General features: G+C 63.9%; 19 protein-coding genes. 15 read left to right on the top strand and 4 right to left on the bottom strand.

What is annotated here, in order from left to right:
• Window positions 1–7: 7 nt before the first annotated feature.
• Both AT699_RS30335 and AT699_RS30330 read right to left on the bottom strand, forming a co-directional pair.
• Window positions 8–1,180: a substrate-binding domain-containing protein gene (locus AT699_RS30335; RefSeq protein ID WP_006389616.1), complete on the bottom strand. Its 1,173-nt coding sequence runs from the start codon at window positions 1,178–1,180 to the stop codon at window positions 8–10.
• A 16-nt stretch (window positions 1,181–1,196) separates the two neighbouring features.
• Complete coding sequence (locus tag AT699_RS30330; RefSeq protein ID WP_006389617.1) at window positions 1,197–2,093, bottom strand: alpha/beta fold hydrolase; 897 nt, start codon at window positions 2,091–2,093, stop codon at window positions 1,197–1,199.
• 163 nt (window positions 2,094–2,256) lie between these two features.
• On the opposite strand from AT699_RS30330, the gene AT699_RS30325 reads away from it, so the two are divergent.
• Window positions 2,257–3,216, top strand: a complete 960-nt coding sequence (locus tag AT699_RS30325) for an AraC-like ligand-binding domain-containing protein (RefSeq protein WP_024070781.1) — start codon at window positions 2,257–2,259, stop codon at window positions 3,214–3,216.
• A gap of 8 nt (window positions 3,217–3,224) precedes the next feature.
• On the opposite strand, the gene AT699_RS30320 is transcribed toward AT699_RS30325, so the two are convergent.
• The gene (locus AT699_RS30320) at window positions 3,225–4,406 is read right to left on the bottom strand and encodes a trans-sulfuration enzyme family protein (RefSeq protein WP_081247870.1); all 1,182 of its coding nucleotides are present in this window, start codon (window positions 4,404–4,406) and stop codon (window positions 3,225–3,227) included.
• 62 nt (window positions 4,407–4,468) lie between these two features.
• Here AT699_RS30320 and AT699_RS30315 point away from each other — a divergent pair, with 62 nt between their 5' ends.
• A complete protein-coding gene (locus AT699_RS30315) occupies window positions 4,469–5,329 on the top strand; it encodes an AraC family transcriptional regulator (protein WP_006389620.1) in 861 nt (286 codons plus the stop codon).
• 63 nt (window positions 5,330–5,392) lie between these two features.
• On the opposite strand, the gene AT699_RS30310 is transcribed toward AT699_RS30315, so the two are convergent.
• Entirely contained in the window at window positions 5,393–6,820 is a 1,428-nt protein-coding gene (locus AT699_RS30310) for an NAD-dependent succinate-semialdehyde dehydrogenase (protein WP_006389621.1), read from the bottom strand.
• A 185-nt stretch (window positions 6,821–7,005) separates the two neighbouring features.
• On the opposite strand from AT699_RS30310, the gene AT699_RS30305 reads away from it, so the two are divergent.
• From AT699_RS30305 to infA, 13 genes are all read left to right on the top strand, one after another.
• Window positions 7,006–7,770, top strand: a complete 765-nt coding sequence (locus AT699_RS30305; protein ID WP_006389622.1) for an aspartyl/asparaginyl beta-hydroxylase domain-containing protein — start codon at window positions 7,006–7,008, stop codon at window positions 7,768–7,770.
• Window positions 7,771–8,122: 352 nt separating this feature from the next.
• Complete coding sequence (gene rplN, locus AT699_RS30300) at window positions 8,123–8,491, top strand: 50S ribosomal protein L14 (RefSeq protein ID WP_006216531.1); 369 nt, start codon at window positions 8,123–8,125, stop codon at window positions 8,489–8,491.
• A gap of 11 nt (window positions 8,492–8,502) precedes the next feature.
• On the top strand, window positions 8,503–8,823 hold the full coding sequence (rplX, locus tag AT699_RS30295; RefSeq protein ID WP_006389623.1) for a 50S ribosomal protein L24: 321 nt from the start codon (window positions 8,503–8,505) through the stop codon (window positions 8,821–8,823).
• Between the two features lie 12 nt (window positions 8,824–8,835).
• The gene (rplE, locus tag AT699_RS30290; RefSeq protein ID WP_006389624.1) at window positions 8,836–9,375 is read left to right on the top strand and encodes a 50S ribosomal protein L5; all 540 of its coding nucleotides are present in this window, start codon (window positions 8,836–8,838) and stop codon (window positions 9,373–9,375) included.
• A 12-nt stretch (window positions 9,376–9,387) separates the two neighbouring features.
• Window positions 9,388–9,693 (top strand): 30S ribosomal protein S14, encoded by a 306-nt coding sequence (rpsN, locus tag AT699_RS30285; RefSeq protein ID WP_006227037.1) that lies wholly within the window; start codon window positions 9,388–9,390, stop codon window positions 9,691–9,693.
• A 10-nt stretch (window positions 9,694–9,703) separates the two neighbouring features.
• On the top strand, window positions 9,704–10,099 hold the full coding sequence (gene rpsH, locus AT699_RS30280; RefSeq protein WP_006216525.1) for a 30S ribosomal protein S8: 396 nt from the start codon (window positions 9,704–9,706) through the stop codon (window positions 10,097–10,099).
• Between the two features lie 12 nt (window positions 10,100–10,111).
• Window positions 10,112–10,645 carry a 50S ribosomal protein L6 gene (gene rplF, locus AT699_RS30275; protein WP_006389626.1) on the top strand — a complete coding sequence of 178 codons (534 nt, stop codon included), beginning with the start codon at window positions 10,112–10,114 and terminating at the stop codon, window positions 10,643–10,645.
• A gap of 21 nt (window positions 10,646–10,666) precedes the next feature.
• Complete coding sequence (gene rplR, locus AT699_RS30270; RefSeq protein WP_006389627.1) at window positions 10,667–11,032, top strand: 50S ribosomal protein L18; 366 nt, start codon at window positions 10,667–10,669, stop codon at window positions 11,030–11,032.
• Between the two features lie 15 nt (window positions 11,033–11,047).
• Window positions 11,048–11,569: a 30S ribosomal protein S5 gene (gene rpsE, locus AT699_RS30265; RefSeq protein WP_006389628.1), complete on the top strand. Its 522-nt coding sequence runs from the start codon at window positions 11,048–11,050 to the stop codon at window positions 11,567–11,569.
• A 3-nt stretch (window positions 11,570–11,572) separates the two neighbouring features.
• A complete protein-coding gene (gene rpmD / locus AT699_RS30260; RefSeq protein WP_006216520.1) occupies window positions 11,573–11,758 on the top strand; it encodes a 50S ribosomal protein L30 in 186 nt (61 codons plus the stop codon).
• Between the two features lie 9 nt (window positions 11,759–11,767).
• Window positions 11,768–12,208 carry a 50S ribosomal protein L15 gene (rplO, locus tag AT699_RS30255; RefSeq protein ID WP_020925824.1) on the top strand — a complete coding sequence of 147 codons (441 nt, stop codon included), beginning with the start codon at window positions 11,768–11,770 and terminating at the stop codon, window positions 12,206–12,208.
• Between the two features lie 14 nt (window positions 12,209–12,222).
• Window positions 12,223–13,548 (top strand): preprotein translocase subunit SecY, encoded by a 1,326-nt coding sequence (secY, locus tag AT699_RS30250; RefSeq protein ID WP_006389630.1) that lies wholly within the window; start codon window positions 12,223–12,225, stop codon window positions 13,546–13,548.
• Between the two features lie 6 nt (window positions 13,549–13,554).
• Window positions 13,555–13,773, top strand: a complete 219-nt coding sequence (gene infA / locus AT699_RS30245) for a translation initiation factor IF-1 (protein WP_006389631.1) — start codon at window positions 13,555–13,557, stop codon at window positions 13,771–13,773.
• Window positions 13,774–13,805 lie beyond the last annotated feature (32 nt).

Genomic DNA, 13,805 nt, shown 5'->3' with positions numbered 1-13,805 from the left:
GCAGGGCTCAGCGTTTGTTCTGGATCGGCACCGCCATCTGGTCGGGCGTGATTTCCTTGACCAGGTCCTGCACCGCCCACGGCACCGAGGCATCGTTCTTGATGCGGAAGTGGTACATCGACTGCATGGCCTGGTGGTCCTCGGGACGGAAGGTCATCTTGCCCTTGGGCGTATCGAAGCTCATGCCTTCCATCGTCTTGATGAGCGTGTCGGTGTCGCTCTTGCCGGCGCTCTTGTTCAGCGCGGTGACGATGGCGATGGCGGCGGACATGCCGCCCGCGGTGAAGAAGTCCGGCGGCTGGCCGTAGCGCTTCTGGTGCTCGGCCACCAGCCAGTCGTTGATCGGGTTCCTGGGGATGCCGTAGTAGTAATAGGTCGCGCCTTCCATGCCGGCCAGCGACTTTAGCGGCGTCATCGCGGCCAGCGTGTTGCCGCCGGTGGCGATCTCGATGCCGAAGCGCTTCGGATCCAGGTCGGCGATCTTGAACGGATTGCCGGCGCCGGCCCACAGGATGAAGATGATCTTGCGGCCCGGTTTGTCCTTGAGCGCGTCGAACAGGCGCTGCGCGCCGGCGGTGAAGTCGGTGGCGTTGGCCGGCAGGTATTCCTCGTGCACGATCCTGGCCTGCTTGAGCGCGCCCTTGAAGGCCTTGACGCCGTCGCGGCCGAACGCGTAGTCCTGCGCCAGCATGGCGATGGAGGTATCCGGCTGGTCGAAGGCGACGGCGTTGGCGATGGCGTCCTGCGATGAATTGCGGCCGGTGCGGAAGATGTACTTGTTCCACTTGTCGCCGGTGATCGAATCGGCCACCGCCGGTTCCACCAACAGGATCTTCTCGTACTCCTCGGCGATCGGCAGCATGGCCAGCGCCACGCCCGACGAGGTCGGGCCCACCGCGATGTCGGCGTCGTCGTCGGCATAGGCCGAGGCGAGCTGGGCGCGGGCGACGTCGGGCTTGCCCTGGTTGTCCTTCTCGATCACGCGGATCTTGCGGCCGGCCACCGTCATGGTGCCTTGCGTGGCGTATTCCAGGCCCAGCATCAGGCCGTTGTGGGTCTGCTTGGCATAGGCCTCCAGCGGCCCGGTCTTGTCGTAGACGTGCGCCACGACGAAGTCCTTGGCCATGGCGGCGGAACTCAGGCACAGGCCGGCCAGCGTGGCGAGCAGGATGCGTTTCATGGGAGTCTCCTTGGTCTTAGAGGGCGCCGGCGGCTGCGGCGGCGGCCGGCGTGGCGAGAAACTGGCGGACGGCCTCGATCTGCGGCGCGACGTTCAGCGCCGGCGCGTGGCCGCAGTCCGGAAAGTCGATGCGCCGCGCGCGCGGGCCGCGGCGGGTCATGGCATCGGCGACCTCGGGCAGCAGCAGGTCCGAATCGGCGCCGCGCAGCAGCAGCAGCGGCATGCGCAGCGTGTCGTATTCCGCCCAGCGTTCATAGTCCGCCGGGTGGTGGTGGAACTGGCCGACGATGGCCGGATCGTAGTGCGCCGTGACCCGGCCGTCGGGCAGGCGCCGCATCGAAGTCTCGGCCATGCGGCGCCATTGCTCGTCGCTCTGCCAGCCATATGGCTTGTAGGCGGCGCGCAGCCAGGTTTCCAGTTCGGTGACGGTGTCGAAGGCCGGCGGGTTGCCGGCATAGGCCAGGATGCGGTCAATCGCCGGCTGCGGCAGCGACGGTCCGATGTCGTTGACCACCAGGTGCGAGATGCGGTCCTTGAGCGTGGTGGCGGCGGCGTACATGCCGGTGGCGCCGCCCATCGAGGTGCCGACCCAGCGCACGCGGTCCAGCCCCAGGCCGTCGAGCAGGGCGCGCGCCAGCCGGGCGTAGAAATCCAGCCGGTACTCGGCCACCGGATCGGGACTCCATTGCGACAGGCCACGGCCGATCGTGTCCGGGCAGATGATGCGGTAGTCGCCGGCCAGCGCCTGCGCCAGCTCGTCGAAGTCGCGGCCGGTGCGGGCCAGGCCGTGCCACATGATGAGCGCGGGGGCGTCCGGACGGCCCCATTCGGTGTAATGCAGCTCGCGGCCCTCGCAGCGCAGATAGCGCGAAGCCGGCGTGTGGCGAGCGGCCTGTGCGGGCGCGTTGGTCATGGGTCTCCTCCCGGGTGGTCCAGGTTGTATGCTTGTGGCGCTGACTATAGACTTGCGCGAGGCGCGGCCACAATGCGCCGGACCGCCCGCGGCAGGGTGAGTCAAGAATATGTAGACGCAGGGTCACGAGCACCCCGACCCCCGCGAACCAGGAGACCGCGCCATGCCCGATACGGAATTCGCCACTTCGGCCATCGCCGGCGCCGATCGGTACGAGCAATGGCGCGCGGCGCTGTCGGACGCCTTCGGGCCGTTCGAGGTGCATCACGGCCAGGCCGGCCAGTTCGCCGGCCACGTGCGCTACGTGCGGCGCGCCAGCCTGCAATTCAACGACCTGCATTACCAGGGACAGAAGCTCGAACGCACCGCTGGCAACGTCTCGCGGCTGGACCAGGAGTTCTACACCTTCGGCCTGCCGTTGGCAGGGCCGCTGGCCGTGGTGCAGCAGGGGCGCGAATTCCAGGTCGAGCCCGGTTGCGTCTATCTGATGAACCAGAGTCTGCCGTACCAGGCCACCGCGCTCGGCGCCGGCGGCTATCGCAGCCTGAGCGTGTCGTTTCCGCGCAGCGCGTTGTCGCAGCGGGATTCGCGCATCGGTCCCTTCTACAAGTTGCGCGTCGACGACGGCTCGCCACGCGGCGCGATGCTGGCCAGCTACATGGATCATCTGTTCAAGGGATTGGACGGCTGGTCGCCGGCCGAGACAGCGGAGCTGGGCGAACGGCTGATCGACCTGATCGTGTTGTTCCTGGTGCAGCCGGGGCAGGGGCATGCCTCGGAAGCGGACAGCAGTGTGACGCTGGCGCATCGCCAGCGGGTGCTCGCATACATCCGTCAGCACCTGGCGGATCCGGCGCTGTCCCCGGCACGGGTGGCGCAAGGCTGCGGCGTGTCCGTGGCCTATCTGCATCGCATCATGCGCGGGGGCGGCATGTCGGTCGAATCGTTCATCTTTGACGAGCGGCTGGAGCGCTGCCGGGTTCTACTGCTGGATCCGCGCCATCGGCATCGCGGTATCGCCGAGCTGGCCTATCAGGTCGGGTTTTCGCATCCGGCCCATTTCAGCCGCTTGTTCAAGCGACGCTTCGGCGTATCCGCGCGCGCGTTGCGCGCGCGGACGTAGCGGGGGCGTCAGTCGGCTGCCGCGAGCGCGGTATCCAGATCGTCGATGATTGCGGCAGGGCTCTCGAAACCCACTCCCAGCCGGATCAGACCTGGCGGCAGCCCGGAGGCCGCCAACTGTTCCGGTGTCATCATGCCGGCCCACATCGCCGCCGGATGCACCACCAGCGTCGAGAACGACCCGAAGCTTGCCGAACGATGGGCCAGCGCAAGCGCGCCCACGACTCGCTCGGCCTGAGCCATGCCTCCAGCCACCTCGAAACTGAGAACGCCGCCGTGACCGCTCATCTGCGTTTGTGCCAGCGCCCGCTGCGGGTGGCTTTCCAGGCCGGGGTAGTGAACCGCGCAGACCGACGCGTGTGCTTCCAGGTACCGCGCCACCTTCAGCGCCGTTTCATTCTGGCGCGCGACCCGCATGGGCAGCGTACGCAGGCCCCGCAGCACCAGCCAGGCCGCGAACGGGTCCAGCGTGGCGCCGAGCAGGTAAGCCTTTTCCCAGACGGCCTTGATGCGCCTCTCGTCTCCAACGAGCACGCCTGCCGACACGTCGCCGTGGCCGCACAGGTATTTGGTGGCGCTGTGCATGACGAGGTCGATGCCGAATTCAAGGGGGCGCTGGTTGATGGGCGACGCGATCGTATTGTCCGCCAGCGTCGTGATGCCGCGTGCCCGCGCGATTTCCGCCAGCCGCGCCAGGTCGGTCAGTCGCAGCATTGGATTGGACGGGCTTTCCAGCATGAAAAGGCGGGTATTGGGCCGCACGGCCGCCGCGAACCCGGCCACGTCCGCCTGGTCCACGAAAGTCACGTCGATTCCCAGCTGCGGGGCGATGTTCTGCAATAGTCCTGTGGTGCCACCGTATAGCACGCGCTGCGCGACCACATGGTCGCCCCGCGCCGCGAACGCGAAGAGCGCCGCTGTGATGGCGCCCATGCCCGAGGCGGTCGCCAGCGCGCACTCGCCGCCTTCCAGGTCGGCCACCGCGGACTCGAACGCGCGGGTCGTCGGGTTGCCGTAGCGTGTATAGAATCCCGAATGCAGGGGCCGCGTCGCCATGTCGAGGAAGACGCTGGCCTCGTCCGTGGCGAAGCTGGCCGTCTGGTACAGCGGCGGGGCCACGGGATACGAACTTTCCGGCGGCGAAACGGCCGCCTGCGCCAAGCGGGTGTAGGAGTCGGAGTAGGGAGACATCGTCAATGACCTCGTCGGGTGATTTCAGGTCCTACGATCTTAGTGACGGCAACGCAGCTGTCTTGTCTGATCCTGCTGCGGTCGAGGGTGGCAGCCTCTATGCCGGCCTGCGCGACGGTGTGCGCGTGTGGCGCCTGGACGGCTGCGGCGCCGTGGCGACCGCGGCGCGTTTCGTGCGGCACGCGTTCCGGCCGCATACCCACGATACGTTCATGTTCGGTCTCATCGAACGTGGCGCCAAGACGTTCCAGCGCGAACGGGCCACGTATCTCGCCGCGCCGTATTCGGTATCGGTGGTCAATCCCGGCGACCTGCACACTGGGCAGCGGGCGGCCGGGGAAGAACTGCGATACCGCGCGCTGTACGTGCCGGCGCAGACCCTGTCGGATGCGGTCGGCATGGCGACGGCCGTCGGGTTCCAGTCGGGCGTGATCGAGGATGCCGGCGTTTTTCGCGCGATGGTGCATGCACATGACGCGCTGGTAGGCGGCGGAACGCGCCTGGCCCGGGACAGCCTGGTCCTGGGCGCGCTGGGCTTGCTGGCGTCGCGCCATGGCGGCGTGGCCACCGGCGACCGGACGGGCGCCGCCCGGCCCGAGATCGGGCGGGCAAGGGCATTGATCGAGGATCGCTATGCCGACGCGCTGTCGATCGCTTCGATCGCGCAGGAGGTCGCGCTGAGTCCATACCATCTGATGCGGCAATTCCGCAGGCAGGTGGGGATGCCCATGCATGCGTATCAGCTGCAGGTCCGGATAGAGCGCGCGCGGCATCTCCTGGCCAGGGGGGAGGCGCCTGCCCACGTGGCGTTGAGCGTCGGCTTCGCGGACCAGGCCCACTTTTCGAAACGGTTCAAGAGTCTGGTTGGCGCATCGCCCGCCTCATACCAACGCGACGTGCGTCGCGATCTGTCGGGCCGTTGAGAAGGCGCGAGGCAAGAAAAAGGGCTCCCCTTGGGGAGCCCGTTCATCATCGCCGTATGGCGGTCAAATGTGCGTGATGAATTTCGTCACCAGGTAGCCGTCGAAGGTTTCGAGGCCGCCTTCGCTGCCGATGCCGCTGTCCTTGATGCCGCCGAACGGCGTCTCGGCCAGCGCGCTGCCGAAATGGTTGATGTTGACCATGCCGGCTTCCAGGCCGTTGGAGACCTTGGTGGCGGTTTGCAGCGAATTGGTGAAGACGTAGGAAGACAGGCCGAACGGCAGGCTGTTGGCGCGCGCCAGCACTTCATCGGTGTCGGTGAAGCGGACCACCGGCGCCACCGGGCCGAAGGGCTCTTCGGTCATCAGCATGGAGTTGTCGGGCAGGTCGGTCACCACCGTGGGGGCAAAGAAGAAGCCCTTGCGGTCCAGCGGGCCGCCGCCGACCACCACCTTGCCGCCATGCTTCTTGGCGTCGTCGATGAAGGCGCTCATGGCGGGTACGCGGCGCTCGTGCGCCAGCGGGCCCATGTCGGTGCCGGCTTCCAGGCCGTCGCCGACCTTGATGTTCTTGAGCACGTCGGAGAAACGCGCCAGGAATTGCTCGTAGGCGCCGTTCTGCACGTAGAAGCGGGTCGGCGAGACGCACACCTGGCCGGCGTTGCGGACCTTGAACTTGGCCAGCATGGTCGCGGCGCGATCGATGTCGGCGTCGTCGAACACCAGCACCGGCGAATGGCCGCCCAGTTCCATGGTGACGCGCTTCATGTGCGCGCCGGCCAGCGCGGCCAGCTGCTTGCCCACCGGCACGGAACCGGTGAACGACACCTTGCGCACGATCGGCGAACGGATCAGGTAGTCGGAAATCTTGGCCGGTTCGCCCCAGACGATGTTCAGGCAGCCCTTGGGCAGGCCGGCGTCGTGAAACATGCGGGCGATCGCCATGACGGCGCTGGGCGAGTCTTCCGGACCCTTCAGCACTACCGTGCAGCCGGCGCCGAGGGCGGCGGCGATCTTGCGGATGGCCTGGTTGTAAGGGAAGTTCCAGGGCGTGAAGGCGGCGCAGACGCCGATCGGCTCGCGCACCACGATCTGGCGCACGTCCGGGTTGCGCGGCGGGATCACGCGGCCGTAGATGCGGCGGCATTCCTCGGCGTGCCAGTCGGCGTGCTCGGCGCAGGAGGTGACTTCGCCGATGGCCTCGGCCAGCGGCTTGCCCTGGTCCAGCGTCATGTTGCGGCCGATTTCCTTGGCGCGCTCGCGCGACAGGGTGGCGACCTTGCGCAGGATGGCCGAACGATCCATGGGAGAAGACTTCTTCCAGGATTCGAACGCGCGCTGGGCGGCGGCTAGCGCACGGTCCAGATCCGCTTCGGTGGCGTGAGGCAGCTGGCCGAGCACTTCCAGCGTGGCCGGGTTGATGACGTCCTGGGTGCGCCTGCCCTCGCCGGCGACGAATTCGCCGTCGATATACAGCGCCAACTGTTCATACATGCCTGTCTTTCCTTGCGAAATAGGAGTGGGTAGCGATCGCAATCGCCCATGCCAGTCTAAACCAGCTTGTCCGCCACGGGGAGGGCCAATCTCCGTCGCCGGCTAGGAGCCAATGGCGGCACTTGCGCCCGGGGGGCGCCATGGACAAAATGATGCATCTTTGGAAGTCTATATAGATACCTATTGTGCAACCTGCCGATACGCGTCCATCCAGCCAGCCCAGTGTCTATTCCCGCGTCTTCTTCCGTTTCATCGACTGGCTGCGCCACCGCATCGCGCGAGCCTCCCTGGTGGGGGACCACCCGATCTTCCAGAACCGCCAGTTCCCCTGGATCGCCCGCCTCGAGGCGCAGGCGCCCGCGATCCGCGCCGAGCTGATGGCCCTGCTGGCCGAGCGCGAGCAGTTGCCGTCCTTCCATGAACTGTCCCCGGATGTCGGAATGATCACTTCCGACGACCAGTGGAAGACTTTCGTCTTCATGGGCTACGGCCTGCGCTCGGACCGCAACCTGGCGCGCTGCCCGGCCACCGCCCGGGCGCTGCGCGAGATTCCGGGCCTGCGCACCGCCTTCTATTCGATCCTGGAGCCGGGCAAGCGCATTCCCCTGCACACCGGCCCCTACAATGGGGTGCTGCGCCTGCACCTGGGCCTCGTGGTGCCCGAGCCGGCCGAGCGCTGCTGGATCGAGGTGGGCGGCGAGCGCTACCACTGGAAGGAGGGCGAGGCCGTGGTGTTCGACGACCTCTATCCGCACCAGGTGCATAACGACACGGACGGCACCCGCGCGGTGCTGTTCATCGACTTCGAGCGTCCCTGTCGGGCGCCGATCCGTTGGCTGAACCGGCTGGTGCTGATGGCGGCGCCCTTCACCGACGAGATCCGGCGCGGCAAGGCCAACCACGACGCCTGGGAACGCAACTACTATCGGAATAAAACGGGGTCGGATTAAGCGGACCTACCGAACCGCGGCCAAGTGGCAGTTGTCCACAGGCACTGTCGTGTATTTGCTCTCTCTTTCACAAAGGGCTTGCGCTCAAAATCTAACCAGGATAGAATGGTCAGCTTTCCCAGATTGTCGATTGGCCTGGAACTAGCCGGGCCAACGTGTTGGGGGAATACCCGCAGGATTTCAACCCAGGGTCGTTGCGTTGCCACCAGCTGATGGTTTCAGGGCGAAAGCTCAAGACCAGCCAGCAACAAAGCAGGGCGGCTGACCTGACGGGACCAAAACTGGCAGGAATTGCAGTGTTCCCTTTTTTGGGGAAAACCGTATTTCCAGTTAAGTTGGAACAGGAAAAATCATGATCCAAATGCAGACCACGCTGGACGTGGCCGATAACACTGGTGCGCGTCATGTTATGTGCATTAAGGTGCTCGGTGGCTCCAAGCGCCGTTATGCCGGTATCGGCGACATCATCAAGGTGAGCGTCAAAGATGCGGCTCCGCGCGGACGCGTCAAGAAAGGCGAAATTTACAATGCCGTGGTGGTTCGTACCGCCAAGGGCGTGCGCCGTAAGGACGGTTCGCTGATTCGTTTCGGTGGCAATGCCGCCGTGTTGCTCAATGCCAAGCTGGAGCCCATCGGCACCCGCATCTTCGGACCCGTTACGCGTGAACTGCGTACCGAGAAGTTCATGAAGATCGTGTCGCTGGCCCCGGAAGTGCTGTAAGGAGCCCTACGATGAACAACATTCGTAAAGGCGACGAAGTCATCGTCCTGACCGGCCGCGACAAGAAGCGTCGCGGTACCGTGCTGGCGCGCGTCGATGCCGACCACGTCCTGGTCGAAGGCGTCAACGTCGTCAAGAAGCACGTGAAAGCCAACCCGATGGCCAACAACCCGGGTGGCATCGTCGAAAAGACCATGCCGATCCACATCTCGAATGTGGCGCTCTTCAACCCCGCCACCGGTCGTGGCGACCGCGTCGGCGTGCAAGAAGTCGAAGGCCGCAAGGTTCGCGTGTTCCGTTCCAATGGTGCCGTTGTCGGCGCCAAGGCGTAAGGGGCGATAGACATGTCTCGTTTGCAAGATTTCTACAAGAGCAAGGTCGCTGGCGACCTGCAGGCCAAGTTCGGCTACAAGAGCGCCATGGAAGTGCCGCGCATCACCAAGATCACCCTGAACATGGGTGTCTCGGAAGCCGTCGCCGACAAGAAGGTCATCGAGCACGCTGTCTCGGACCTGACCAAGATCGCTGGCCAAAAGCCTGTCGTGACCAAGACCAAGAAGGCTATCGCCGGTTTCAAGATCCGCGAAAACTACCCGATCGGTTGCATGGTCACGCTGCGTGGTCAACGCATGTACGAATTCCTGGATCGCCTGGTGGCGGTTGCGCTGCCTCGCGTGCGCGACTTCCGCGGCATCTCGGGTCGTGCTTTCGACGGCCGTGGCAACTACAACATCGGGGTGAAAGAGCAGATCATTTTCCCCGAAATCGAGTACGACAAGATCGACGCGCTGCGTGGGCTGAACATCAGCATCACCACCACCGCGAAGACCGACGAAGAAGCCAAGGCGCTGTTGACGGCCTTCAGCTTCCCGTTCCGTAACTAAGGGGCTGATGACGTGGCTAAACTTTCCCTCATCAATCGCGACATCAAGCGCGCCAAGCTGGCTGACAAGTTCGCCGCCAAGCGCGCTGAGTTGAAGTCGATCATCGACGACCAGTCGAAGACCGACGAAGAACGTTACCAAGCTCGGCTCAAGCTGCAACAGCTGCCGCGCAATGCCAACCCGACGCGTCAACGTAACCGTTGCGTGGTCACCGGTCGTCCGCGCGGTGTGTTCCGCAAGTTCGGCCTGACGCGCCACAAACTGCGTGAAATGGCGATGAAGGGTGAAATCCCCGGCATCACCAAGGCCAGCTGGTAGGAGAAAGAATATGAGCATGAGCGATCCCATCGCCGATATGCTGACCCGCATTCGCAATGCGCAGCAAGTGGACAAAGTTACGGTGAGCATGCCCTCCTCGAAGCTGAAGGCGGCCATTGCCGCCGTGCTGAAGGACGAAGGCTACATCGACAGCTTTGAAATCAAGGGCACCCAGGCCAAGCCTGAGCTCGAGATCACCCTGAAGTACTACGCTGGTCGTCCGGTCATCGAGCGCATCGAACGCGTTTCGCGCCCCGGTCTGCGTATCTACAAGGGCCGTACCAGCATTCCTCAGGTCATGAACGGCCTGGGCGTGGCTATCGTGTCGACCTCGCGCGGCGTCATGACCGACCGTAAGGCTCGCGCCAACGGCGTCGGCGGCGAAGTGCTGTGCTACGTGGCCTAAGGAGAAATTCGAATGTCACGTATCGCTAAGTATCCGGTCGACCTGCCCAAGGGTGTCGAAGCCGACATCAAGCAGGATCAGATCACCGTCAAGGGCCCGCTGGGTTCCCTGACCCAGGCCCTGACTGGCGACGTCACGGTTCAGTTGGACAACGGCAAGCTGACGTTTGTCGCCGCCAACGAAACCCGTCACGCCAACGCCATGTCGGGTACCGTGCGCGCGCTGGTGGCCAACATGGTCAACGGCGTGAGCAAGGGTTTCGAGCGCAAGCTGAACCTGGTTGGCGTGGGTTACCGCGCCTCGGTTCAAGGCGACGCCGTTAAGCTGCAGCTCGGTTTCTCGCACGACGTTTTGCACAAGTTGCCGGCCGGCATCAAGGCCGAATGCCCCACCCAGACGGAAATCGTCATCAAGGGCTCCAACAAGCAAGTCGTCGGCCAGGTGGCCGCTGAAATCCGCGCGTACCGCGAACCCGAACCCTACAAGGGCAAGGGCGTGCGTTACTCGGACGAACGCGTCGTCATCAAAGAAACCAAGAAGAAATAACGGCGCACGCAAGGACGAATCATGGACAAAAAAGTTTCCCGTTTGCGTCGTGCGGTTCCGACCCGCCGGAAGATCAACGAGCTGCGCGTTCATCGCCTCTCGGTTTTCCGCTCGAACCAGCACATCTACGCCAATATCATTTCGCCGGAAGGCGATCGCGTTCTGGTCAGCGCCTCGACGGTGGAAGCCGAAGTGCGCGCCCAGCTGGCTGGCCAGACCGGCCAAGGTGGCAACAAGGCCGCCGCTTCGCTGGTTGGCAAGCGCGTGGCCGAAAAGGCCAAGGCTGCCGGTATCGAACTGGTCGCTTTCGATCGCTCGGGCTTTCGTTACCATGGCCGCGTGAAAGCGCTGGCCGACGCCGCGCGTGAAGCCGGCCTGAAGTTCTAAGCGAGGATCTGTCAAATGGCTAAAGTACAAGGCAAGAACGCCGCGGAAAAAGAGAACGATGACGGCCTCCGCGAAAAGATGATCGCGGTCAACCGCGTGAGCAAAGTGGTCAAGGGTGGTCGCACCATGAGCTTTGCCGCGCTGACCGTGGTTGGCGATGGCGATGGTCGCGTCGGCATGGGCAAGGGCAAGGCGCGTGAAGTGCCGGTGTCGGTTCAGAAGGCTATGGAACAGGCCCGTCGCGGCATGTTCAAGGTGGCCCTGAAGAACGGCACGCTGCACCACACCGTGGTCGGCAAGCATGGCGCCGCCACCGTGCTGATTTCGCCCGCTGCTGAAGGTACCGGCGTCATCGCCGGCGGCCCGATGCGCGCTATTTTCGAAGTGATGGGTGTGCGTAACGTGGTTGCCAAGAGCCTGGGCTCGAGCAACCCCTACAACATGGTTCGCGCCACGTTGAATGGCCTGCGCGCCTCCCTGACCCCGGCGGATGTTGCTGCCAAGCGCGGCAAGACCGTCGAAGAGATCCTGGGGTAAATCATGGCTCAGAAGCAGATCAAAGTGACCCTCGTGCGCTCCGTGATCGGTACCAAGCAATCGCACCGTGACACGGTTCGCGGTCTGGGCTTGGGCCGTATCAACAGCAGCCGCGTGCTGGTCGATACGCCCGAGGTGCGTGGGATGATCCGTAAGGTGGATTATCTCGTTTCCGTCTCGGAAGCCTAAGGAATCACCATGTCGGATATGCAACTTAATACGCTGAAGCCCGCCGAGGGCAGCAAGCACGCCAAGCGCCGCGTCGGCCGTGGCATCGGTTCGGGTCTGGGTAAGACCGCCGGCCGTGGTCACAAGGGTCAGAAGTCGCGTTCGGGCGGTTTCCATAAGGTTGGCTTCGAAGGCGGTCAAATGCCGCTGCAGCGTCGCCTGCCCAAGCGTGGTTTCACCCCGCTGGGTCAGCACCTGTACGCCGAAGTCCGTCTGTCGGACCTGCAAGCCGTGCCCGTCGACGAAATCGACGTGCAAGTGCTGAAGGCGGCTGGCGTGATTGGCCAGGCGGTTCGTTACGCCAAGGTCATCAAGTCGGGTGAACTCTCGCGCAAGGTCGTGCTCAAGGGCATTACCGCGACGGCTGGCGCTCGCGCCGCCATCGAAGCCGCGGGCGGCTCGCTTGCTTGATCACGAGGTGACGAGTGGCTAACGCGCAGGCATTGGGTAAAACCGGAACGCGGTACGGCGACCTCAAGCGCCGCCTCGTGTTCCTGGTGCTCGCCCTGGTGGTTTACCGTTTGGGTACACACATCCCCGTTCCGGGTATCAACCCGGACGCGCTGGCGGACCTGTTCCGCCAGAACCAGGGCGGGATCCTGGGCCTGTTCAACATGTTCTCGGGCGGGGCGCTCTCGCGCTTCTCGATTTTTGCCCTGGGGATCATGCCGTACATTTCGGCATCCATCATCATGCAGTTGATGTCGGTGGTGGTGCCGTCGCTGGAAGCGCTCAAGAAAGAGGGCGAGGCCGGTCGTCGGAAGATTACCCAATACACCCGCTATGGCACGGTCGTGCTGGCGCTGGTGCAGGCTGTGGGCATTTCGGTGGCGCTTGAGTCCCAGCAGGGACTGGTGATCGATCCGGGCATGCTGTTTCGCTTCACGACCGTCGTGACGCTGGTCACCGGCACCATGTTCGTCATGTGGCTGGGTGAGCAGATCACGGAACGCGGTCTCGGCAACGGGATTTCCATCCTGATCTTCGCAGGTATCGTGGCGGGTCTGCCCGCGGCGCTGGCTGCACTGTTGGACCTGGTCCGCACCAACGCGATGTCCGTGCTGTCGGCACTGTTCATCGTGGCTCTGGTGGTGCTGGTTACCGCTTTTGTGGTGTTCGTGGAACGCGGACAGCGCAAGATCACGGTGAACTACGCCAAGCGTCAGGTCGGCAACAAGGTCTACGGTGGTCAGAGCTCGCACCTGCCGCTGAAGCTGAACATGGCCGGGGTGATTCCGCCGATCTTCGCGTCGTCGATCATCCTGTTCCCGGCAACGATCACGAGCTGGTTCTCCAGCAGTGAGAACATGCGTTGGCTCAGCGACCTGGCCGCGGCCCTGTCGCCTCGTCAACCGCTCTACATCACGCTGTACTCGGTCGCGATCATTTTCTTCTGCTTTTTCTACACGGCTCTGGTGTTCAACAGCCGCGAAACGGCGGACAACCTGAAGAAGAGTGGTGCGTTTGTTCCGGGCATCCGTCCGGGCGAGCAAACGGCGCGCTACATCGACAAGATCCTGATGCGTTTGACGCTCGCAGGTGCCATCTACATCACGTTGGTGTGCCTGTTGCCGGAATTCTTGGTGATGCGCTGGAACGTTCCCTTCTACTTCGGTGGTACGTCTCTGTTGATTATTGTGGTGGTGACGATGGATTTCATGGCGCAGGTCCAGGCCTACATGATGTCTCACCAGTACGACTCGCTGCTCAAGAAGGCCAACTTCAAGGGCGCGGGTTTGCCGATGCGGTAAGAGAAAATGCCCAAGGACGAAGTCATTCCGATGGAAGGCGAGGTTCTTGAGAACCTCCCGAACGCGACATTTCGCGTCAAGCTTGAAAGCGGCCACGTGGTGTTGGGCCATATTTCCGGCAAGATGCGTATGCATTACATCCGGATCCTGCCGGGTGACAAGGTCAAAGTGGAGCTCACGCCCTATGACCTGACGCGAGCCAGGATAGTTTTCCGCTCCAAATGAGCGGAACCGGATTACGGAAAATTAGGAGTCAA

It is taken from the genome of Achromobacter xylosoxidans, assembly GCF_001457475.1.
Taxonomy (GTDB): domain Bacteria; phylum Pseudomonadota; class Gammaproteobacteria; order Burkholderiales; family Burkholderiaceae_B; genus Achromobacter; species Achromobacter xylosoxidans.
Note: the sequence above shows the minus strand (reverse complement) of the source record. Positions and strands in the feature narration are given on the sequence as shown.